The sequence below is a fragment of the Pseudomonas aylmerensis genome (assembly GCF_001702265.1).
GTDB lineage: Bacteria > Pseudomonadota > Gammaproteobacteria > Pseudomonadales > Pseudomonadaceae > Aquipseudomonas > Aquipseudomonas aylmerensis.
On sequence record NZ_MAUE01000013.1, the window covers coordinates 131809 to 153728 of the forward strand.

At 62.2% G+C, this 21920-nt stretch carries 20 protein-coding genes; 8 read left to right on the forward strand and 12 right to left on the reverse strand.

Features of this window, described 5'->3' with window-relative positions:
• Positions 1–205 precede the first annotated feature (205 nt).
• Genes dapE through BBG20_RS11340 form a run of 3 tightly spaced genes read left to right on the forward strand, consistent with a single transcriptional unit; the run spans position 206 to position 2592 of the window.
• On the forward strand, positions 206–1357 hold the full coding sequence (gene dapE / locus BBG20_RS11330; RefSeq protein ID WP_065903112.1) for a succinyl-diaminopimelate desuccinylase: 1152 nt from the start codon (positions 206–208) through the stop codon (positions 1355–1357).
• Positions 1357–2166: a putative RNA methyltransferase gene (locus BBG20_RS11335; protein WP_065903114.1), complete on the forward strand. Its 810-nt coding sequence runs from the start codon at positions 1357–1359 to the stop codon at positions 2164–2166. Before dapE ends, BBG20_RS11335 begins: the two co-directional genes overlap by 1 nt.
• A gap of 48 nt (positions 2167–2214) precedes the next feature.
• Positions 2215–2592, forward strand: a complete 378-nt coding sequence (locus BBG20_RS11340; protein ID WP_065903116.1) for a hypothetical protein — start codon at positions 2215–2217, stop codon at positions 2590–2592.
• Between the two features lie 172 nt (positions 2593–2764).
• Here BBG20_RS11340 and BBG20_RS11345 read toward each other — a convergent pair whose 3' ends face one another.
• Entirely contained in the window at positions 2765–2974 is a 210-nt protein-coding gene (locus BBG20_RS11345; RefSeq protein WP_065903118.1) for a cold-shock protein, read from the reverse strand.
• A 181-nt stretch (positions 2975–3155) separates the two neighbouring features.
• Here BBG20_RS11345 and plsB point away from each other — a divergent pair, with 181 nt between their 5' ends.
• From plsB to BBG20_RS11360, 3 genes are read left to right on the forward strand one after another with little or no spacing between them, the layout of a single operon-like run.
• A complete protein-coding gene (plsB, locus tag BBG20_RS11350) occupies positions 3156–5660 on the forward strand; it encodes a glycerol-3-phosphate 1-O-acyltransferase PlsB (RefSeq protein ID WP_065903120.1) in 2505 nt (834 codons plus the stop codon).
• A 51-nt stretch (positions 5661–5711) separates the two neighbouring features.
• The gene (locus BBG20_RS11355) at positions 5712–6113 is read left to right on the forward strand and encodes a YbaY family lipoprotein (RefSeq protein WP_065903124.1); all 402 of its coding nucleotides are present in this window, start codon (positions 5712–5714) and stop codon (positions 6111–6113) included.
• Positions 6114–6153: 40 nt separating this feature from the next.
• Positions 6154–6843, forward strand: coding sequence for a DUF4197 domain-containing protein (locus tag BBG20_RS11360; RefSeq protein ID WP_065903339.1), 690 nt, complete (start codon positions 6154–6156; stop codon positions 6841–6843).
• Positions 6844–6921: 78 nt separating this feature from the next.
• Here the strand turns inward: BBG20_RS11360 and BBG20_RS11365 are convergent, their stop codons facing one another.
• The 3 genes from BBG20_RS11365 to BBG20_RS11375 form a co-directional block, all read right to left on the reverse strand.
• Positions 6922–7515: a LysE family translocator gene (locus BBG20_RS11365; RefSeq protein ID WP_065903126.1), complete on the reverse strand. Its 594-nt coding sequence runs from the start codon at positions 7513–7515 to the stop codon at positions 6922–6924.
• A 546-nt stretch (positions 7516–8061) separates the two neighbouring features.
• A complete protein-coding gene (locus BBG20_RS11370) occupies positions 8062–11127 on the reverse strand; it encodes an efflux RND transporter permease subunit (RefSeq protein WP_065903128.1) in 3066 nt (1021 codons plus the stop codon).
• A gap of 6 nt (positions 11128–11133) precedes the next feature.
• The gene (locus tag BBG20_RS11375; RefSeq protein ID WP_065903129.1) at positions 11134–12234 is read right to left on the reverse strand and encodes an efflux RND transporter periplasmic adaptor subunit; all 1101 of its coding nucleotides are present in this window, start codon (positions 12232–12234) and stop codon (positions 11134–11136) included.
• Positions 12235–12327: 93 nt separating this feature from the next.
• On the opposite strand from BBG20_RS11375, the gene BBG20_RS11380 reads away from it, so the two are divergent.
• Positions 12328–12963 (forward strand): TetR/AcrR family transcriptional regulator, encoded by a 636-nt coding sequence (locus BBG20_RS11380; RefSeq protein ID WP_065903131.1) that lies wholly within the window; start codon positions 12328–12330, stop codon positions 12961–12963.
• A gap of 70 nt (positions 12964–13033) precedes the next feature.
• Here the strand turns inward: BBG20_RS11380 and BBG20_RS11385 are convergent, their stop codons facing one another.
• Positions 13034–13816 (reverse strand): class I SAM-dependent methyltransferase, encoded by a 783-nt coding sequence (locus BBG20_RS11385; RefSeq protein ID WP_065903133.1) that lies wholly within the window; start codon positions 13814–13816, stop codon positions 13034–13036.
• A gap of 96 nt (positions 13817–13912) precedes the next feature.
• Between BBG20_RS11385 and BBG20_RS11390 the strand changes: the two genes are divergently transcribed.
• The gene (locus BBG20_RS11390) at positions 13913–14533 is read left to right on the forward strand and encodes an energy transducer TonB (RefSeq protein ID WP_065903140.1); all 621 of its coding nucleotides are present in this window, start codon (positions 13913–13915) and stop codon (positions 14531–14533) included.
• Between the two features lie 2 nt (positions 14534–14535).
• Here the strand turns inward: BBG20_RS11390 and BBG20_RS11395 are convergent, their stop codons facing one another.
• The 7 genes from BBG20_RS11395 to ppc form a co-directional block, all read right to left on the reverse strand.
• Positions 14536–15210 (reverse strand): extensin-like domain-containing protein, encoded by a 675-nt coding sequence (locus tag BBG20_RS11395; protein ID WP_404940337.1) that lies wholly within the window; start codon positions 15208–15210, stop codon positions 14536–14538.
• A 27-nt stretch (positions 15211–15237) separates the two neighbouring features.
• Complete coding sequence (locus BBG20_RS11400) at positions 15238–16065, reverse strand: isocitrate lyase/PEP mutase family protein (RefSeq protein ID WP_065903145.1); 828 nt, start codon at positions 16063–16065, stop codon at positions 15238–15240.
• Positions 16066–16092: 27 nt separating this feature from the next.
• On the reverse strand, positions 16093–16953 hold the full coding sequence (locus BBG20_RS11405; RefSeq protein ID WP_065903147.1) for a DUF72 domain-containing protein: 861 nt from the start codon (positions 16951–16953) through the stop codon (positions 16093–16095).
• Positions 16953–17255, reverse strand: a complete 303-nt coding sequence (locus tag BBG20_RS11410) for a hypothetical protein (RefSeq protein WP_065903149.1) — start codon at positions 17253–17255, stop codon at positions 16953–16955. Before BBG20_RS11410 ends, BBG20_RS11405 begins: the two co-directional genes overlap by 1 nt.
• 160 nt (positions 17256–17415) lie before the next feature.
• Positions 17416–18102 (reverse strand): tRNA (adenosine(37)-N6)-threonylcarbamoyltransferase complex dimerization subunit type 1 TsaB, encoded by a 687-nt coding sequence (gene tsaB / locus BBG20_RS11415; RefSeq protein ID WP_065903151.1) that lies wholly within the window; start codon positions 18100–18102, stop codon positions 17416–17418.
• An 89-nt stretch (positions 18103–18191) separates the two neighbouring features.
• On the reverse strand, positions 18192–18839 hold the full coding sequence (gene adk, locus BBG20_RS11420; RefSeq protein WP_065903153.1) for an adenylate kinase: 648 nt from the start codon (positions 18837–18839) through the stop codon (positions 18192–18194).
• A gap of 279 nt (positions 18840–19118) precedes the next feature.
• The gene (gene ppc, locus BBG20_RS11425) at positions 19119–21764 is read right to left on the reverse strand and encodes a phosphoenolpyruvate carboxylase (RefSeq protein ID WP_065903156.1); all 2646 of its coding nucleotides are present in this window, start codon (positions 21762–21764) and stop codon (positions 19119–19121) included.
• Positions 21765–21920: the final 156 nt, after the last annotated feature.

Here is a 21920-nt window from a genome sequence, read left to right on the forward strand (position 1 = left end):
ATAAGATAACGGCCGTTTTGTGAGACTTGGCCTGGCCCAATTCCCTGTGGGAGCTGGCTTGCCTGCGATGCAGACGCCGCGGTCTGCCAGGCACACCGCAGCGATGCTATCGCCGGCAAGCCAGCTCCCACATTGGAAGGGTGCCATCCAGGCTCTGAATCCCACCTACGTCCTGCGCCCACGACACGCTTTCCGGAGTTTCCCCATGACGGCCCATGCCGAGCTTTCGCCGACCCTTCAACTTGCCATCGACTTGATCCGTCGCCCCTCGGTGACGCCGATCGACGCCGACTGCCAGAAGCTGATGATGCAGCGCCTGGGCGACGCCGGTTTTGCACTGGAGCCGATGCGCATCGAGGACGTGGACAACTTCTGGGCCACCCATGGCAAGCATGATGGCCCGGTGCTGTGCTTCGCCGGCCACACCGACGTGGTGCCGACCGGCCCGGTGCAAGCCTGGCAGAACGACCCGTTCGACGCGCTGATCGACGACAACGGCATGCTCTGCGGGCGTGGCGCGGCGGACATGAAAGGCAGCCTGGCCGCCATGCTGGTGGCCTCCGAGCGTTTTGTCACTGACTACCCGGACCACAAGGGCTCGGTCGCCTTCCTAATCACCAGCGATGAAGAAGGCCCGGCGCACCACGGCACCAAGGCCGTGATCGAGCGCCTGGCCGCGCGCAAGGAGCGCCTGGACTGGTGCATCGTCGGCGAACCGTCGAGCACTACGCTGGTGGGCGACGTGGTCAAGAATGGCCGTCGTGGCTCCCTCGGTGCCACCCTCACCGTGCGTGGCGTGCAGGGCCACGTGGCCTATCCGCACCTGGCGAAGAACCCGATCCACCTGGCGGCCCCGGCGCTGGCGGAACTCGCCGCCGAGCATTGGGACGATGGCAACGCCTTCTTCCCGCCGACCAGCTTCCAGATTTCCAACCTCAATTCCGGCACCGGCGCGACCAACGTGATCCCTGGCGACCTGACGGCGGTGTTCAACTTCCGTTTCTCCACCGAATCCACGGTAGAAGGCCTGCAGCAACGCGTCGCGGCCATTCTCGACAAGCATGACCTGGACTGGCACGTGGAATGGGCGCTGTCGGGCCTGCCGTTCCTGACCGAACCGGGCGCGTTGCTGGATGCCGTATCGGCCAGCATCAAGGCGATCACCGGTCGTGAAACCAAGGCCTCCACCAGTGGCGGCACGTCCGATGGGCGCTTCATTGCGACCCTCGGCACCCAGGTGGTCGAGTTGGGCCCGGTGAACGCGACGATCCACCAGGTCAACGAACGCATCCTGGCCAGCGATCTCGATGTGCTGACCGAAATCTACTACCAGACCCTGATCAAGTTGCTCGCCTGATGCTTGCCTGCCCCATTTGCAGCGCACCGCTCAACGCGGTGGACAACGGCGTGGCGTGCCCGGCCGGGCACCGTTTCGACCGTGCCCGCCAGGGTTACCTGAACCTGTTGCCGGTGCAGCACAAGAACAGCCGCGACCCGGGCGATAACCTCGCGATGGTCGAGGCGCGCCGCGACTTCCTCAACGCCGGGCACTACGCCCCGGTGGCCAAGCGCCTGGCCGAACTGGCTCGCGAACGTGCACCGCAGCGCTGGGTGGACATCGGCTGCGGCGAGGGTTACTACACCGCGCAAATCGCCGATGCCCTGCCCCATGCCGACGGCTATGCCCTGGATATCTCCAAGGAAGCGGTGAAGCGCGCCTGCAAGCGCAACCCGGCACTGACCTGGTTGATCGCCAGCATGGCCCGCGTGCCCTTGGCCGATGCCAGTTGCCAGTTTATCGCCAGCGTATTCAGCCCTCTGGACTGGCAGGAGGCCAAACGCCTGCTCAGCCCAGGCGGCGGCTTGATGAAGGTCGGCCCTACCGCCGGCCACCTGATGGAGTTGCGCGAGCGTTTGTACGACGAAGTACGCGAGTACACCGACGACAAGCACCTGGCCCTGGTGCCGGAAGGCATGAGCCTGGCGCACACTGAAACGCTGTCGTTCACCCTGAGCCTGGCCGAGCCCAAGGACCGCGCCAACCTGCTGGCCATGACGCCCCACGGCTGGCGTGCGAGTGCCGAGCGCCGTGCCGAGGTGATCGAAGCGGTCGAGCCGCTGCAGGTCACGGTGTCGATGCGCTACGATTATTTCGTGCTTCAATAACCGACTTTTCCGCGAATGGATTTTCGAATCCCGCAACGAGGAACATCCATGCGCCAACCTGATATCGAGATTTACCTGAAGGACGCTGACGTCGACCACAAGGCCATCGCCGCCTGGCTGAGCGCCGCCCTGGGCCCTTGCACCGACTGGGTCCAGAAGGGCCAGACCTACAAGTGCACGGCCGGCAGCGTGCCGGTTACCTGGCTGCCGAAAGCCGTGGGCAAATGGAACAGCCTGTACCTGGAAAGTGACCAGACCCCGTGGGAAGACGACATCGCCTGCGCCCGCGCCGCATTTGCCGCGCTGAACGTCGAAGTGCGTTGCGCACCGGGTACGTGGGTAGAAGAAGAAGGTGAGGAAAGTGCCGACACCTGGATTCGCATCAGCGCGGACGGTGAAGAGCAGATCACCTGGAAAACCGCATAAAGTCAGGCTAACAAGGCCTCAATGTGCAAACCCAATCAAATGTGGGAGCTGGCTTGCCTGCGATGGGCCCACCTCGGTCATTCAGCCAAACCGCGGCGATGCTATCGCGGGCAAGCCCGGCTCCCACATTCGACCGGGTTCCCACATTTAAAGGTGTGTTGTGCCTATCGGGTTACAGCCCCACCACATCCTCCGCCTGCAACCCCTTCTCGCCGGTCACCACGGCGTACTCCACCTGCTGGCCTTCAGTCAACGAACGGTGGCCTTCACCGCGAATGGCGCGGTAGTGCACAAACACGTCCTTGCCGTCTTCACGCTGGATAAAGCCGTAGCCTTTTGCATCGTTGAACCACTTCACATTGCCGGTTTCGCGCGTTGCCATCTGTTTTGCTCCCACATGCTTTTTTATTGTTGAGTCGCTCACTGGAACTGCCGAGTATATGACAGGCTCAAAAACGATCAACTCAAGTTTACATCGCTGCTTTTTTGCCGATTTTCGGCGAATACGGCACACTACTCGCCCGAGCGCCTGCTCGGTTTTTTCCACTTGAAGCAGCTCGCCTATGACCCGCTCCCCGTTCCGCCGTCTGGTGTTTGGCACCTTGCGCCGACTGTTGTACCTCTGGGTTCGCTCGGAGACGATCAACCAGTCGTCCCTTACCCTTAACCTGGACCGCAGCCGGCCGGTGTTCTACGTCCTGCAATCGCCCTCCCTCAGCGAACTGGCCGTGGTCGATGCCGAGTGCACCAAGGCCGGCCTGCCGCGCCCGGTGCTGCCGGTGTCGGTGGGGCCACTGATGGAGCCCGCCGCATTCTTCTACCTCACGCCGGAACCAGACTGGCTCGGCCGCCAGGACAAGCGCGGTGCGCCGCCGACCCTGACCCGCCTGGTCAACACCCTGACCGAGCACGCCGAAGAGAATGCACAAATCATTCCGGTCAGCGTGTTCTGGGGGCAGTCCCCCGAGAGCGAGTCCAGCCCATGGAAGCTGCTGTTCGCCGACAGCTGGGCGGTCACCGGGCGTCTGCGCCGGCTGTTGAGCATCCTGATCCTCGGTCGCAAGACCCGTGTGCAATTCTCTGCGCCTATCAACCTGCGTGAATTGATCGAGCACAATAAAGGGCACGAACGCACCGTGCGCATGGCCCAGCGCATCCTGCGTGTGCACTTTCGTAACCTGAAGACTGCGGTAATCGGCCCCGACCTGTCCCACCGCCGCAATCTGGTGAAGGGCCTGGTGAACATGCCGCTGGTACGCCAGGCCATTGCCGACGAGGCCGAGCGCGAAAAGATCAGCCCGGAAAAAGCCAAGGCCCAGGCCCTGCGCTACGGCAACGAGATCGCCTCGGACTACACCTACACCGCGATCCGCTTCCTCGAAGTGGTGCTGAGCTGGTTCTGGAACAAGATCTACGACGGCATCAAGGTCAATAACATCGAAGGTGTGCAAAAGGTTGCCCAGGGCTACGAGGTGATCTACGTGCCCTGCCACCGCAGCCATATCGACTACCTGCTGCTCTCGTACCTGCTGTTCAAGAACGGCCTGACGCCGCCGCATATCGCCGCCGGGATCAACCTCAACATGCCGGTGATCGGCAGCCTGCTGCGCCGTGGCGGTGCGTTTTTCATGCGCCGCACCTTCAAGGGCAACCCGCTGTACACCTCGGTGTTCAACGAATACCTGCACACCCTGTTCACCAAAGGCTTCCCGGTGGAGTACTTCGTCGAGGGCGGGCGCTCGCGCACCGGGCGCATGCTGCAGCCGAAGACCGGGATGCTGGCGATCACCCTGCGCAGCTTCCTGCGCTCTTCGCGCATGCCCATCGTGTTCGTGCCGGTGTACATCGGCTACGAGCGCGTGCTCGAAGGCCGCACCTACCTCGGCGAGCTGCGGGGCGCGAGCAAGAAGAAAGAGTCGATCTTCGATATTTTCAAAGTGGTCGGCGCACTCAAGCAGCGCTTCGGCCAGGTGGCGGTCAACTTTGGCGAGCCGATCAAGCTGGCGGAATTTCTCGACGCCGAACAACCGGATTGGCGTGCCCAGGAACTGGGCCCGACCTACAAGCCGGCCTGGCTCAACGAAACCACCAACCGCCTCGGCGAGCAGGTGGCCCGCCATCTTAACGAAGCGGCAGCCGTGAACCCGGTGAACCTGGTGGCCCTGGCGCTGCTGTCCACCACGCGCCTGGCCCTGGATGAACAGGCCATGGCCCGCCAGCTCGACCTGTACCTGGCGCTGCTGCGCCGCGTGCCGTATTCGCCGCATACCACCCTGCCCGAAGGCGATGGCCTGGCGCTGATCAAGCACGTCAAGGACATGGACCTGCTGTCGGAACAGAGCGACGCCCTCGGCAAGATTCTGTACCTGGACGAGCAGAACGCCGTCCTGATGACCTACTACCGCAACAACGTGCTGCACATCTTCGCCCTGCCGGCGCTGCTGGCGAGCTTCTTCCAGAGCAGTTCGCGGATGAGCCGCGAGCAGATCCTGCGCTACACCCACGCACTCTACCCGTACCTGCAATCGGAACTGTTTATCCGCTGGTCGCTGGAAGAACTGGACAGTGTGATCGACCAATGGCTGGAGGCGTTTGTCGAACAGGGCCTGCTGCGTTTCGAGAACAACGTGTACCTGCGCCCGGCGCCAAGTTCGCGGCACTTCGTGCTGCTGACACTGCTGTCCAAGAGCATCGCCCAGACCCTGCAACGCTTCTACATGGCGATTTCGCTGTTGCTCAACAGCGGCCAGAACAGCATCAGCGCCGAAGAACTGGAAGACCTGTGCACGATCATGGCCCAGCGCCTGTCGATCCTGCATGGCCTCAACGCCCCGGAATTCTTCGACAAGAGCCTTTTCCGACATTTCATCCAGACCTTGCTGGAGCAAGATGTGCTGCGCCGCGACGAGGCCGGCAAGTTGAGCTACCACGACCTGCTCGGTGAACTCGCCGAAGGGGCCGCCAAACGCGTGTTGCCGGCGGACATTCGCCTGTCGATCCGCCAGGTGGCCTTGCATCGTGTGGACGGTGCGGCTGAGGCGCCTGTCGAAACCGAAGAAAGCCGCTAGATTGAATAAGGCGTCGGTTAGATGCCGGCGCCGTTGAAAAGGAGCTGTACCATGAAAAAGATCATCCTCCTGGGCCTCACCGCCTTGCTCGGAGCCTGCCAATCCATGAGCCCGCCCCCCAAGGCCAACCTCGATGGCGAAGTGTTCTACCTGCAGCGCATTGCCCTGCCGCCCGCCGCCACCTTGAGCGTCAGCCTGCAGGACGTGTCCCTGGCGGACGCGCCCGCGGTGGTCCTGGCCGAGCAGAAAGGCCCGGTCAAAGGCCAGGTGCCGCTGCCGTTTCACCTCAGCTACGACCCGGCCCAGGTCAAGCCGGGCCACAGTTATGCGGTGAGTGCTCGCATCGAACTGGATGGCAAGCTACTGTTTATCACCACCGAACGGCACGCTGTGCAGCTCAACGGCCAGGATCCACAGCCGCTGCGCCTGCGGGTTGATGCGGTCGCTCAGTGAATTCATCGAACACTTGATTTACGCACATAAGGAAGCGCCCATGCTCCGTAATTCCCTTCGCCTCACTGCCCTGTGCGCCGGCCTGCTGTTCGGCGCCAACGCCATGGCCTTGAACCTTGGCAGCCTGTCCCAGGGCGACGCCACCGGCGGCCTCAAGGACGCACTGACCCAGGGCGCACAGATCGCCGTGAAACAACTGGGCGTGCCCGGCGGTTTCAGCAACAACCCTGAAGTGAAGATCGGTCTGCCAGGCAAGCTCGGCAAAGTCGCCGACAAGTTGAAAATGTTCGGCATGGGCGACCAGGTCACCCAGCTCGAAACCAGTATGAACAAGGCCGCCGAAACCGCCGTGACCCAGGCCCAGCCGATCCTGGTCAATGCCGTGAAAAACATGAGCGTGACCGACGCCAAGGGCATTCTCACCGGCGGCCAGGACTCGGCCACTCAGTACCTGAACAAAAGCAGCCGCGAAGAAATCCGCGCCAAGTTCCTGCCGATCGTCAAGGCCGCCACCGACAAGGTCGGCGTGGCCCAGCAGTACAACGCCCTGGCCGGCAAGGCCGCAGCCTTTGGCGCTGTGGATGCCAAGAGCGCCAACGTCGAGAACTACGTGACCGAGCAGGCACTGGACGGTTTGTTCAAGATGATTGCGCAGCAGGAAGAAACGATTCGCAAGAACCCGGCCGCTGCGGCGACCAGCCTGGCGAAGAAGGTGTTTGGCGCGTTGTAATTCCAGATCGCCCGTTGGGTGCCCCCTCACAACGCCAGGGTCGTTCATCACGATGCCTGGCGTTTTTATGTCACCGGCTCAATAAAACAGCGAGTCAGCCAGTCGCCCTATCATGAGCGTGGCAAAACAGCAGATGGCCACAGAGGTCGCACGATTGATCTTCAAGGGCGTCAGCCAGGTCTTGCGGATACCCTCGAATTGACCGCCGAGCATTATCCAGGCCGACCCCACGGGTATCACTACCAGCGCCAGCGTAGTCATGAAGAGCGCGTAGTCCGCCAGCGCGGTAAATGTGTGCGCTGGAGCGATGAAGGAAACGATCAACAGGCCCTTGGGATTCATCACTGTCAGCCAGAAGAAATAAAGCCCGGAGAATCGATCCTTGCCTGGGGTGATGGTTTCGCCCTTGCGTTGCCATAGCTGGTAGGAAACGTACAGCAAGTAACAGGCCGCGGCCATTTGCGTAGCCTTCAATGCCCAAGGCGAATACGCGGCCAGATAAACCAGTGCAACGCCCCACAGGGAGACTTGCAGCACGTAGGCCAAGCACTCGACGAAGGCCAGTTTCCACGACGTCCGAAAACCAAGCAGCATGCCCGCGCGCAGCAGCAGGGTGTTTGTCGGCCCGGGCACAGCCAGGAGCAGCACCAGCGCCGAAACGGTACCCAGCATGAAATTATCCTAAGTCGGTCATGATCGATGGTCTTTGCGCCGATGGCTGTTACGGCTGCCAACCTGGCGAACAAAGTGTTGGGGGCGTTGTATCACAGAGGCGGTTATTTATCGTGAAAAAAGCAAACGCCCCGTGGTGTTCGGGGCTCTTGCAATTGCAGAGTGCGAAAAGACGCACGCAGACAATCAAAGCATTCAGCGGCTGATGAGGGTGTTGGTATTGGTGTTCTGGATCGAGATACTGTTTGTGGGTTGCGCAGCCCAGTTAATCGATCGGTTTTCCATGTTCGATACTCTATCCTCCAGCCGGTTTTGCCTATGCTGATGTGAGTCACAACCGTGGCTCGTTTGCGGTAGCTGGCCACCCAACATTTGACCCACCATCATATACAAATTGCCAATCATCTGATTTCCGCCTCTATGAATGTCATGGAAACTTTATCTTCGCGATCAAACCGACCGAATAAAGTACCTGCCTGACAGGTAACCTTGTGTGGCACGCGTGAGAAAAAGGTTCCCAATCAGCGCGCCAAGTCAGTCTCAGGCCTACACGACATCCTTCCTCACCCGGAACCACGCCGCATACAGCGCCGGCAAGAACAGCAACGTCAACGCCGTCGCCACAATCAGCCCGCCCATGATCGCCACGGCCATCGGCCCGAAGAACACACTGCGTGACAGCGGGATCATCGCCAGCACCGCCGCCAGGGCCGTGAGCACAATCGGGCGGAAACGTCGCACGGTGGCTTCGATGATCGCCTGCCACGGCGCCAGCCCGGCCTTGATGTCCTGTTCGATCTGGTCCACCAGGATCACCGAGTTACGCATGATCATCCCCGACAACGCGATGGTGCCCAGCATGGCCACGAACCCGAAGGGCTGGCGGAATACCAGCAGGAACAGCGTCACACCGATCAATCCCAGAGGCGCTGTAAGAAACACCATCGCCGTGCGTGAGAAACTGCGCAGCTGCAGCATCAGCAAGGTCAGCACCACCACGATGAACAGCGGCACGCCAGCCTTCACCGAGTTCTGCCCGCGGGTAGAGTCTTCAACGGTACCGCCGACTTCCAGCAAGTAGCCATCCGGCAGTTCGGCGCGCACCTCTTCAAGGGTCGGCAGGATCTGCTGGACCAGCGTCGCCGGCTGTTCCTTGCCGTAGATATCAGCGCGCACGGTCACCGTCGGCAGACGGTTGCGGTGCCAGATGATGCCCTCCTCAAAGCCGTACTCAAGGGTCGCAATCTGCGACAGCGCCACGCTTTTGCCGTTGTCGGTCGGCACGGCCAGGCTCGGCAGCAGCGACAACTCGGTGCGCTCATGCACGGTGCCGCGCAAGAGGATTTCGATCAACTCGTTGTCTTCGCGGAACTGGCTGACGCTGGAACCGGTGAGTGAACTCTGGAGGAATTTCGACAGGTTGGCGGTGCTCACACCGAGGGCGCGGGCGCGGTCCTGGTCGATATTGAGGTAGACGATTTTGCTCGGCTCTTCCCAGTCCAGGTGCACATTGACCACGTGGGTATTTTCGCGCACCTTGGCCGCCACTTTGCGTGCGAGGGCGCGGACTTCTTCGATATGTTCACCGGTCACGCGAAACTGCACCGGGTAGCCCACAGGCGGGCCGTTTTCCAGGCGCGTGACACGGGAGCGCAGCTCGGGGAATTGTTCGTTGAGGGTTTCGATCAGCCAGGTGCGCAGGCTTTCGCGCTCCTCGATGGTCTTGGCCAGCACCACGAACTGCGCAAAGCTGGCCGCCGGCAGCTGCTGGTCCAACGGCAGATAGAAACGCGGCGAGCCGGTACCGACGTAGGCCACATAGTTATCGATGCCGGCATGTTCCTTGAGCAGGGCTTCCAGGCGCTTGACCTGATCGGCGGTGTTGCTCAGGGAGGTGCCTTCGGCCAGTTTCAAGTCGACCATCAGCTCCAGACGGCCCGAGGCCGGGAAGAACTGCTGCGGGACAAAACGGAACAGTGCCACCGAGCCGATAAACAGCAGCAGCGTCAGGACGATCACGGTTTTACGCCGGCGCACGCACCACTCCACCAAACGTCTTACGCGCTGATAGAACGGCGTGCCGTAGGGATCAGGACCATCGGCGCCGTGTTTGGCTGCGTGAATTTTCGCCAGGTCCGGCAGGAGCTTTTCCCCCAGATACGGCACGAACACCACCGCAGCGACCCACGAGGCCAGCAACGCAATGGTCACCACCTGGAAGATCGAGCGGGTGTATTCACCGGTACTCGACTGCGCGGTGGCGATGGGCAGAAAGCCCGCCGCCGTGATCAACGTGCCGGTGAGCATCGGGAACGCCGTGCTGGTCCAGGCGAAACTCGCGGCTTTAAGACGGTCGTAGCCCTGCTCCATCTTGATCGCCATCATCTCCACGGCGATGATCGCATCGTCCACCAGCAAACCCAGGGCCAATACCAGCGCACCGAGGGAGATCTTGTGCAGGCCGATGCCAAGGTAATACATGCTGGCAAAGGTCATCGCCAGCACCAACGGAATCGCCAGCGCCACGACCATGCCGGTGCGAATGCCGAGGGAGAAGAAACTCACCAGCAAAACAATCGCCAGGGCCTCAGCCAGGACCTGGACGAATTCGCCGACACTGGTTTTCACCGCTGCCGGTTGGTCCGACACCTTGCGCAGTTGCATGCCGGCAGGAAGGTTCTTCTGCAAGCGTGCGAATTCGCCTTCCAGCGCCTTGCCCAACACCAGGATGTCGCCACCATCACGCATGGCCACGGCCAGGCCAATGGCGTCTTCGCCCATGTAGCGCATGCGCGGTGCCGGTGGGTCGTTGAAGCCGCGGTGGATGTCGGCAACATCACCGATGCGGAAGGTGCGATCACCCACCCGAATCGGGAAAGCGCGGATCTCGTCCACCGTCTTGAAGTTGCCCGACACCCGCAGTTGCACACGCTCGCTCGGTGTTTCAAAGAACCCGGCGGTGGACACCGCATTCTGTTCCTGCAGCGCCTGCTGCACCGCCGCCAATGGCAGGCCGAGGGTGGCGAGCTTGAGGTTGGATAACTCGATCCAGATCTTTTCGTCCTGCAGGCCCAGCAGCTCGACCTTGCCCACATCCGGCACGCGCTGCAGCTGAATCTGGATGCGGTCGGCGTAGTCCTTGAGCACGGCGTAGTCAAAACCATCGCCGGTCAGCGCGTAGATGTTGCCAAAGGTGGTGCCGAATTCATCATTGAAAAACGGTCCCTGGATATCCGGCGGCAGGGTCTGGCGAATATCGCTGATTTTCTTGCGTACCTGGTACCACAACTCGGGAATCTGCGCCGAGTGCATGGAGTCGCGGGCCATGAAGGTGACCTGGGATTCGCCGGGACGCGAGAACGAGACAATGCGCTCGTAGTCGCCGGTCTCCATGAGTTTCTTCTCGATACGCTCGGTCACCTGGCGTGAAACTTCCTGGGCCGTGGCACCGGGCCAGTTGGTCTTGATCACCATGGCCTTGAAGGTAAACGGTGGGTCTTCGCTTTGTCCCAGCTTGGTGTAGGACAAAGTGCCGACCACCGCCAGCAAGATCATCAGGAACAGTACGATCTGGCGATTACGCAGCGCCCATTCGGAAAGATTGAAACCCATCGGGGACTACTCCTTGGCCGCCAGATTCACCACACGGTTGGAGCGATCCACCGGGCGCACTTGCTGGCCCTCGTGGAGCACATGCACACCGGCGGCTATCACCCAATCAGAAGGGCTCAAGCCTTCCAGCACCGGGACAGTCTTTTCACCGAAGGCGCCGATGCGCACGGGGGTGCGCTTGAGGGTATTGTCCGGCTGTACACGCCAGACGTAGGACTCACCGTTCTCCGCACTGAGGGCAGACAGCGGTACCGACAACGGAATTACGCCGTCGGCCTGTATGAAGACCCGGGCACTCTGACCCAACTCGGCCGGGACTTTGCCACCGGTGAAGGCGACGCGGGCAGCAAAGGTGCGCGACTTGGGATCGGCAGCCGGTGACAGCTCACGAATGCGCCCGGCGAAACGCTGGTCCGGCTGGCTCCACAGTTCGACCGACACCGGCTGGCCAATCTTGAAGCGGCCGAACCCTTGCTCCGGCAAGCTGATCAGCACTTCGCGCTCGCCATCGGTGGCCAGGGTGAACACCGTCTGCCCGGCGGACACCACCTGGCCGACTTCTACCGCACGCTTGGCGACCACACCATCCTGGGGCGCACGCAGCACGGCGTACCCGGCCTGGTTGCTGGACACGTCGAATTCGGCCTTGATTTGCTTGAGGCGCGCTTCACCGGATCGGTAGAGGTTTTCGGAATTATCGTACTGGGAGCGGCTGACCATCTGACGGTCCATCAGGGTCTTGTAGCGATCACGCTCGGCGCGCACCAGGCTCAGGTTGGCCTCGGCAGCGGCCACCTGGGCGCGGGTGGCCTCCAGTTGCAGGCGCACGTCCTGCGGGTCGAGTTCCGCCAGCGGCTGGTTGGCCTTGACGCGCTCGCCCTCCTCCACCAGCCGTTTGCTGACTTTGCCGCCGATGCGAAAGGCCAGGTCCGGCTCGTAGCGGGCACGCACTTCACCCGGGTAGCTGTCGGTCGCCTGCGCCGATGGCTGCGGCTGCACCACCATGGCTGGGCGGAGGGTGGTCTGGGCCGCTTCTTCATGGCCGCAGGCGGCCAACAGGAAGACCAAGCTGACAGGCAACGCAAGGGGCAGGAAAGTACTGCGCATGCTGAAGGACCTTTCGCAAATGGAGCCAGGAATAATTATACTGGCCGGTATGTTATTAATACCAAACTCACCAGTCCAGTATTAAAGGTGAAAATGTCCGACAATCCTGTCAACACCAATAGCCCCGGGCGTCCCAAGGACATGGCAAAACGCCAGGATATCCTCTCGGCAGCGAAGGCCCTGTTCTTGAGCAATGGCTACGCCAGCACCAGCATGGATGCCGTGGCGCTTGAAGCCGGCGTGTCGAAGCTGACCGTCTACAGCCACTTCACCGACAAGGAAACCTTGTTCACCGCTGCCGTGGTGGCCACGTGCGAGGAACAATTGCCAGTGATGTACTTCGAACTGCCCGAAGGGCTGCCGGTGGAGACGGTGTTGCTGAATATCGCGCGGGGGTTCCATCGGCTGATCAACAGCGAGGAATCGGTGAACCTGCATCGCCTGATGATGACCACCGGCAATCAGGACGTGAAACTCTCACAGATCTTCTTCGAGGCCGGGCCCATGCGCATGCTGCAAGGCATGGAGCGACTGCTGAGCAGGATCGACCAGAGCGGCGCCCTGGCCATCGACAAACCCTTCAGGGCAGCCGAACACTTCTTCTGCCTGCTCAAGGGCACGGCGAATTTCTGCTTGTTGTATGGCTGCGGCGGACACTTGAGCGAAGCAGACGCCGAAGCGCATGTGCAGGAGGTGGTGGGGTTGTTTATGCGCGCTTACCGGGCCTGAAGCGCTGTGTTGTCTTGACCGGTCCTATCGCTGGCCTGCCAGCGATAGGGCCCTCCAGGTCAATGAAGGCTTAAGGCTTGAGCGCCTTCTTGGGGTAGATGTCATACCGGCTGGACTTGCCATCCAGCGCATGGCTCGGCTTGGGCCCGTCGATGCACGGCGCCTTGCGTGGACGCTTGACCACCACGCGGTGGCTGGCCAGGGCCAGGGCGGCAGCGAGCAACGCCGGGGCGTCCGGATCATCGCCGACCAGTGGACGGAACAAGCGCATTTCCTTCTTCACCAGGGCGGTTTTCTCACGATGGGGAAACATCGGGTCGAGGTAGATCACCTGGGGCGGCTCGCCTTGCCAGTTGAGCATCACGTCGATGGAATTGCCCTTGAGCAAGGTCATGCGCGCCACGATTGGCGCCACGTCAAAATCCTGCGCAGCGCGCGCCAGGCCGTCTTCGAGCAAGGCGCCGATCAACGGCTGGCGCTCGATCAGGCTCATCTCGCAGCCGAGGCTGGCCAGCACGAACGCGTCCTTGCCCAGCCCGGCCGTGGCATCCAGCACGCGCGGACGCACGCCCTGGGCGATGCCCACCGCCTTGGCAATCATCTGGCCGCTGCCGCCGCCGTATAACCGGCGATGAGCAGCACCGCCTTCCACGAAGTCCACGCGCACTGGCCCCGGTGCGTCAGGGCCTAGCTGTTGCAGCTGCAGGCCCTGCTCGCCAACCTGCAGGGAAAAGTCCGCCTCGTCCAGCTGCAACGGCAAGCCAAGCAGCGCAGCCCACTGCGCGGCGCGGTCCTTGAAACCTTCGGCCAAGGCCTCGACCTGGATGCGGCTGGCCGCGGGTTGTTCGCTCATCAATCACTACGCTCAAAAATATTAAGGATCGGCAAAAGTCGGCCGATAAAAACAACAGTCAGGTATTTTGCCAGAGCTGAGCGTCGACCGAGAAAAATGTCAGACATTCTTCCCCTAACCATCGGTGTACTGCCGACCCATAACCACTACGGCCTGCGCAATACTCAAGCGCTGGCCGGGGTGAGTCATGTGTGGCAGGACTTCTTCGCCCGCGCGCTGGCCGAGCAGTTCGGTGAGACGCCGGACGCGCTCGCCGCCAAGGCGCCTGAGCCGCTGGACCCGGCGGTCGAGCCCAGCGAAGGTGCCGACCTGTTGTCGCAGATTCTGACCCAGCGTGAATGCGAGGTGAAAGACACCGAAATCGCCCCGCCTGAGCCGCTGTTCCTGCCGATTGCCGAATTTGAAACCGAGTTGCTGCCACCGCCGGCAACCCCGTTCCCACCGGAAGAAATCGTCGCCCAGCAACGCCAGCAGAATTTCGAGAGCGGCTGGGTCCGCCCGATCGTGCTGACCGCCGGCCAGCCACTGCCCGAACCGGGCCCGGCGCCTGAGCCACGGCCACTGCACTTGCCGATTGCCGAGTTCGAACTGGACCTGTTACCGCCGGCCGCCACGCCGTACCCCGAAGAGGAGTTGGTGGCGCAGCAAAAAGCCCTGGATTTCGATTACTACTGGGCTCGCCCACTGATCACCCACAACCTGCGCTTGGCCGCGTAAACCTAGCGACACACCCACCAGCGCCCCATGTCCAGATGGAAATGGTTACGGTGCGCGGCGTTGTAGTCCGGGCTCAACACCACATTGAAATCGTTGCAGGCGCCCTTGCGCACCTGACGCAAAAAGCGCGCAGCGTCGCCCTCTCCCGGCCAATCCTTGAGCACACTGATGCTGCGCCCGTCTGCCAGGCGAAAGCCGGCGATATCCACGGCATTCGCCGACGCATGCTGGCTGAGTCGCCCTTCGGCACGGTTATACATGTTGCGGCAAGCGAAGCTGCCCAAGTGATCGACCCGCGTCACCGCCTGGCCAAACACCGCCTGGGCCGCCGGTTGCAGGCTGTGGCGCTCGAACAGCGCAAACGCCACGGCCAACGGGCAACTGGCGAGAAAGCTGCTGCTCAAGCCCACGTCGGCACCCTGCACGCGCAGCACATTGCGCAGTGGGCACGCCGCATCGGCCGGTGTATCCGCTTGATGGCTGACGCGCAGGCCGGACGTTTTCAGTACCTGGTCGCACAGCGCGGGATCATCCTGCAACCGCCCGAGCTTGAACCGCGTCAGCAGGTTCGGGGCGGCACGCACATCCAACGGCGCCCAGGGGTTCCACTCCGCCGGTAAAGGCACCCAGCCGCGCCAGACACCCAGCACCGCTGCGCCGGCCAATAACAGCAGCATCCCCACCACGGTAAAAAAACGCACGGGTCAGTCCTTGAAGAATTGCGTCGCCTGGCTGTAGGGCATCGAGCGTTCAGTGAAGGTAAACGTGCCCGACGAATAGACTTCCTGCGCGGCCCGGTAGAACTCGCCATACGCCGCCAACGCCATGGCCGAGCCCACGCTGATGCGCTTGACGCCCATTTCGCTCAATTGCGCCACGCTCAGTTTCAACCCACCGGACATCAGCACATTCACAGGCTTGGGCGCGACGGCCTTGACCACCGCCAGCACGTCCTCGGCACTGCGCAGGCCGGGCGCATACAGCACATCGGCACCGGCTTCGGCGTAGGCCTGCAGCCGGCGGATGGTGTCAGGCAAATCCAGGCGACCATGCAGGAGGTTTTCCGCACGGGCGGTGAGCATGAACGGGAATGGCAGGCTGCGTGCAGCGGCGACTGCAGCCTCCACACGCTCTACGGACAGATCAAAGGGATAGATCGGGTCGACGGCAATGCCGGTGGCATCTTCGATGGAGCCACCGACGATCCCGCTGGCAGCGGCGCGCAGAATGGTCTGGGCGCAGCCGTCGGGTGTGTCGCTGAAGCCGTTTTCCAGGTCGGCCGCCACCGGCAGCGTGGTTGCCCGGGCAATCACACCGGCATTGGCGAGTGTGTCTTCCAGCGACAGTGCCCCTTCGGCATCCGGCCGCCCCAGGCTGAAGGCATACCCCGCGCTGGTGGTGGCCAGGGCTTCAAAGCCGAGGCTGGCGAGCATGATCGCCGAGCCAGCATCCCACGGATTGGGCATCACAAACGCGCGGTCACGCTCATGCAAGGCCTTGAAGGTTTCGGCGCGAAGGGTTTGGGCATCCATGACTGACTCCTGGCGGAAAAAGGAGCCCTAGAGTAACCCCAGTTGCTCCGCTGCGGGTTCTCGATGCAAGGTCGGCAACGCCGGCAGGCCGGGCAAGCGCGCCATCAGCTTGGCGTGAAAGCGCAGGGCCAATTGCGCGGCCAGGCGGTTGTCCGAGGTGTGCAGGAACACGTAGGGAGTGCGGCCTTCTTCAATCCAGCCGGCGATTTTTTCCACCCACGGGATCAGGAATGGGTCATTGGCCTCAAGCTCCGGATGACCAATAAAACGCACCTGGGGAAACTGGGTCAGTGCCGCAGGCCGTGTTGGCACCTTGGGCTTTTTCGATTGGGCATGCAGCACGGCGGCTGAGGTGGAGGTGCAACTGAATAATGCACGCGGGTCGAGACAGATGCGTTCGACCCCGCGGTCGCGCAGCAGACGGTTGAGCATGCGCTCGGCATCGCCCTTGGCGAAGAACTCCGGGTGCCGCACTTCGACCGCCAGCGGCCGCTCCAGCGCATCGATAAAACCCGCCAGCTCGCCCAGCCGTTGCGGCGAAAAGCTGGCCGAGAGTTGCAGCCACAGCGGCGAGACGCGCTCACCCAGCGGACTCATCAGCCCGACGAAGCTTTCCGCCGCCGGCAACTGCTCACGCAGGTCGCCGCCGTGGCTGATGTCACCGGGAAATTTAGCGGTGAAGCGAAAATCCTCCGGCATGATTTCAGCCCAGCGCTGCACAGTGGCGGCCGAGGGGCGGGCATAAAAGGTGGTATTGCCTTCAACAGCGTTGAAGACCTGGGAATATAGCGCGAGGTAGTCGCTGGAACGGGCATCGACGGGGTACAGGTACTCGCGCCAGGCGTTTTCGCTCCAGGACGGGCAACCGATGAAATAAGGCAGGCGCATCAGATGTGGATGTCGAGGCCCAGCACTTCCATATCCCATTCGACAAAACCGGCGGTGGTCAGGTAGCTGGCCAGGGCGGTGGCGACGCTTTTGCTCATGGAGCGAGGGAAGACCATGTCTTGCTGACGGGCCGGAAGGCCGCTGGTGCGGGCACCTGCAGGGCCTTGCTGGCTGGATGATGCTTCAGACTGAACTTCGATGAAGTCCGGCGAATCCTCGACGGACTCGTCTACCGTGACGTTCGCCTTACGTGGCTTGCGCTTGATGGGGTAGGACTGTGAGGAAAAGCCGTCTATACGCATCGATGCGAACTCGGTATCGGTGATGGCATTTTAGTGGCGCAATCCGTAGCGCGCAAATGCTCTGGTGATAACTAGAACACATAATTTGTAAAAGGTTTAAAAACGCCGGCAAATTCTGACGATTGGCGACTTTAGTCCCAAATTGCCAGCATTTTTGACGTCAAATTATCCCGCGCTCAGCCTTGGTTTGCGCGACCTTATCGCGCAGGTACACCGGGGCCGCCTGGTCGGCAGGAATCGCCCCGCCGCGCTCGAATGCAAAGCGTGCGAGCGTCAGCAGGTCTTCGGCATGGGGCAACAGTGTGGCGTCCTGGCCCACCAGCGGCACCGCGATACGCTCGCCATACCCCCAACCGGTGCCAGCACCGAACCAGTCGCCACTGGCGTCACTTGGCAATGCCGCTGATTCCGGCGACTGCACGGCCTCCACACCGACCAGGCGCATTTCGCCAGCAGTTTCGCGGTAACAGCCCCAATAGACTTCATCCATGCGCGCATCAATCGCCGCCGCCACCTGACGTGCGCCGTGCTCGCGCAAGGCACGCTGCGCCAGCACCGCCAGGTTGGAGACCGGCAACACCGGGCGCTCGAGCGCAAACGCCAGGCCCTGGACTACGCCGATGGCGATCCGCACGCCCGTAAATGCACCCGGGCCACGGCCGAAGGCGATGGCATCCACGGCAGCCAGGGTCGTGCCGGCGTCTTCGAGCAGTTGCTTGATCATCGGCAACAGCTTCTGCGCGTGCAGGCGTGGGATCACCTCGTAGTGGCTCGTTACTTTGCCATCGTGCAGCAAGGCAACGGAGCAAGCTTCAGTCGCGGTGTCCAGGGCCAGCAGGGTGCTCATCGGTGTAGGTGTCCAAGTCGAAAAAAAGTGCGCCAGTATAAACAACAACGGCCCGCAAGCGGGCCGTTACTGTGAAGCCGAGCGATTGATCAGCTCAGGGCTTGCAGCACCTTGGCGGTGATCGCTTCCACGGAGCCGACGCCAGGGATGTGGCTGTATTTCGGCTTGCCTTGGGCAGCAGACAGCTTCTGGTAGAAATCCACCAGCGGCTTGGTCTGGGAATGGTAGACCGACAGGCGATGACGCACGGTTTCTTCGGTGTCGTCCTTGCGCTGCACCAGGTCTTCACCGGTGATATCGTCCTTGCCTTCAACCTTTGGCGGGTTGTAGACGGTGTGGTACACGCGGCCCGAGGCCTCGTGAACGCGACGACCGGCGATACGCTGGACGATTTCTTCGTCTTCAACGGCGATTTCGACCACGGCATCCAGCTCGACACCAGCCGTCACCAGGGCTTCAGCCTGGGGAATGGTGCGTGGGAAACCGTCGAACAGGAAACCCTTGGCGCAATCTGGTTGCGCGATACGGTCCTGGACCAGGGCGATGATCAGGTCATCGGACACCAGGCCGCCGGCATCCATGATGCCCTTGGCTTTGACGCCCAGCTCGGTGCCTGCTTTTACCGCAGCGCGCAGCATGTCACCGGTGGAGATTTGTGGAATGCCGAATTTTTCAGTGATGAACTTTGCCTGAGTACCTTTACCGGCCCCGGGAGCTCCCAGCAGAATGACGCGCATCGATGTGCTCCTCAATTTTTTATAGAGATGACGCTCGGATTCGCCGCGTGGGGCCAATCTCGTAAAAATAGGATTCGGGCCGCACAAACGGCCAAAGGCTGATCAAGATACACAGCAGACCCTAAGCACACAAGCCGCCGAAAGTCGCAAGAACCCGCGCCATACATGCACCATAGGTGGGGTGTGCCTGAGTGCAACCCGGCTGTGCAAACGCCAACCGCCCATTTCCTGACGGTTGGCGTACTTCATCTGCAAGCCTTTGAGAACACGCGTAAAACCTCAACCGGTGTTGCGTAAACCGGCGGCGATACCGGCCACAGACACCAGCAGCGCCTGTTCCAGAGGGCTGTCCTGCGCCGCTTCCTGCTGGCGCGAGCGCGCCAGCAACTCAGCCTGCAGCAGGTGCAGGGGGTCAAGGTAGGTGTTGCGCAGGCGGATGAACTCCAGGGTGTCGGGGCTATGGGCCAACAGTTGCGACTGGCCGGTCAGGCCAAGCACCACCGTGCACGCCTGCGACAATAGGTCGCGTAAGTGCGCGCCCAATGGCAACAGGTCCGGCTGCACCAGGCGCTCGTCATACAGCCGCGCAATGTCGGCATCCGCCTTGGCCAGGACCATTTCGAGCATGTCGATGCGGGTCCGGAAGAACGGCCACTGCTCACGCATCTGCCCGAGCAGCTCGCCTTCGCCACGTTCCAGCGCCTTGCTCAACGCAGCTTCCCAGCCGAGCCATGCCGGCAGCATCAGGCGGGTCTGGGTCCAGCCGAAGATCCACGGGATGGCGCGCAGGCTTTCGATGCCACCGGCACGACGCTTGGCCGGACGACTGCCGAGGGGCAAGCGACCGAGCTCCTGCTCCGGTGTGGATTGGCGGAAATACTCGACGAATTGCGGATTTTCCCGCACCACCGCGCGGTAAGCGCTGACACCATCCGCCGCCAATTCGTCCATCAAATGGCGCCAGGCCGGTTCCGGCGGAGGCGGCGGCAACAGCGTCGCTTCCAACACCGCCGCCAGGTAAAGATTGAGGTTCTGCTCAGCAATGTCCGGCAGGCCGAATTTGAAACGGATCATTTCGCCTTGTTCAGTGGTACGGAAACGCCCCGCCACCGACCCCGGCGGCTGCGACAGGATCGCCGCGTGAGCCGGGCCGCCACCGCGCCCGACCGTGCCGCCACGGCCATGGAACAACAGCAGTTCCACCTGTTGCTCGCGGCAGATATCCACCAGGCGTTCCTGCGCCCGGTACTGCGCCCAGGCTGCGGCGGTGGTGCCGGCGTCCTTGGCCGAGTCCGAATAGCCGATCATCACTTCCTGCGGGCCCTGTAAACGGGCGCGGTAGCCCGGCAGTTGCAGCAGGCGTTCCATCACCGGCCCGGCGTTATCCAGGTCAGCCAGGGTTTCGAACAACGGCACCACGCGCATCGGCCGTTGCACGCCCGACTCTTTCAGCAACAGTTGCACCGCGAGTACGTCCGACGCGGCGCCGGCCATGGAGATGACGTAGGAACCCAGCGATGCTGCCGGCGCGGCGGCGATTTCCTTGCAGGTATTCAACACCTCGGCCGTGTCCGCCGACGGTTTGAAATACCCCGGCAGCAGCGGGCGGCGATTGCCCAGCTCCTTGGTCAGGAAACTGATGCGCGCCTCTTCGTCCCAGTCTTCATAACGACCGAGGCCGAGGTAATCGGTGATTTCCGTCATGGCCGCCGAATGCCGGCTGGAGTCCTGGCGCACGTCCAGGCGCACCAGGAACAGACCAAAAGTCACCGCGCGGCGCAGGCAGTCGAGCAGCGGACCATCGGCGATCACGCCCATGCCGCATTCGTGCAGCGACTCGTAGCACAGCTCCAGCGGGTCGAGCAGGTCGCGGTTGTTTTGCAACACTTCGGCCGGCGCCGGGGTGCTGGTCGTCAATGAGGCATGCGCCCAACTGCGCGTGGCGCGCAGGCGTTCTCGCAATTGCTTGAGCAGCGCACGGTACGGTTCGACGCTGTCACCGACCTTGGCCTGCAACGCCGCGCTGGCGTGCTGCATCGACAATTCGGACGCCAGATGATCGATATCGCGCAGGTACAGATCGGCCGCCATCCAGCGCGCCAGCAGCAGTACTTCGCGGGTGACCGGCGCGGTGACATTCGGGTTGCCGTCGCGGTCGCCCCCCATCCACGATGCAAACCGAATCGGCGCCGCCTCCAGGGGCAAATGCAGGCCGGTAGCGGCATGCAAGGCCTGGTCAGCCTTGCGCAGATAATTCGGGATGGCATGCCACAGAGAATGCTCGATCACCGCAAAGCCCCACTTGGCCTCGTCCACCGGCGTGGGACGAGTGCGGCGGATTTCTTCGGTGTGCCAGGCTTCGGCGATCAAGCGCTGCAGGCGCTGGCGGATCTGCTCGCGCTCGGCGGTGGTGAGGTCGCGGTGATCCTGCAATGCCAGCTGCGCGGCAATCGCATCGTATTTCTGGATCAGGGTGCGGCGCGCCACTTCGGTCGGGTGGGCGGTAAGGACCAGCTCGATCTCCAGGCGCCCCAACTGGCGGGCCAGGGACTCGTTGCTGTGGCCTTCGCTTTGCAGGCGCGCCAGCAACTCCGGCAGCACCCGGGATTCGAACGGTGCTGGTTGCGATTCATCACGCCGGTGAATCAGCTGGTACTGCTCGGCAATATTGGCCAGGTTGAGAAACTGGTTGAAGGCCCGCGCCACGGGCAGCAGTTCGTCTTCCTTCAACTGATTGAGGCTGGCGCTCAGTTCATCGCCCGCGGCTTTCTCCGCGGCCGCGCCACGCCGGTCGGCCTTGGCGCCCTTGCGGATCTGCTCGATCTTGTCGAGAAAATCATCGCCGTACTGCTCTCGAATGGTGTTGCCCAACAGCTCACCCAAGAGGTGAACATCCTCACGCAAGCGTGCATCGATATCACTCATCAGCCAATCTCCAGCCAGAAATCCGGGACGCGCAGGTTTTCCAGAGTGCCGCCAGCATCGGTTTATGACAAGGCTTTAAACCTTGTGACTTGCAGCTAGTCTCAACTGTGAGTCGCCTGCGTTCATCCACGCACGCGGCTGGACACTCATCACCGC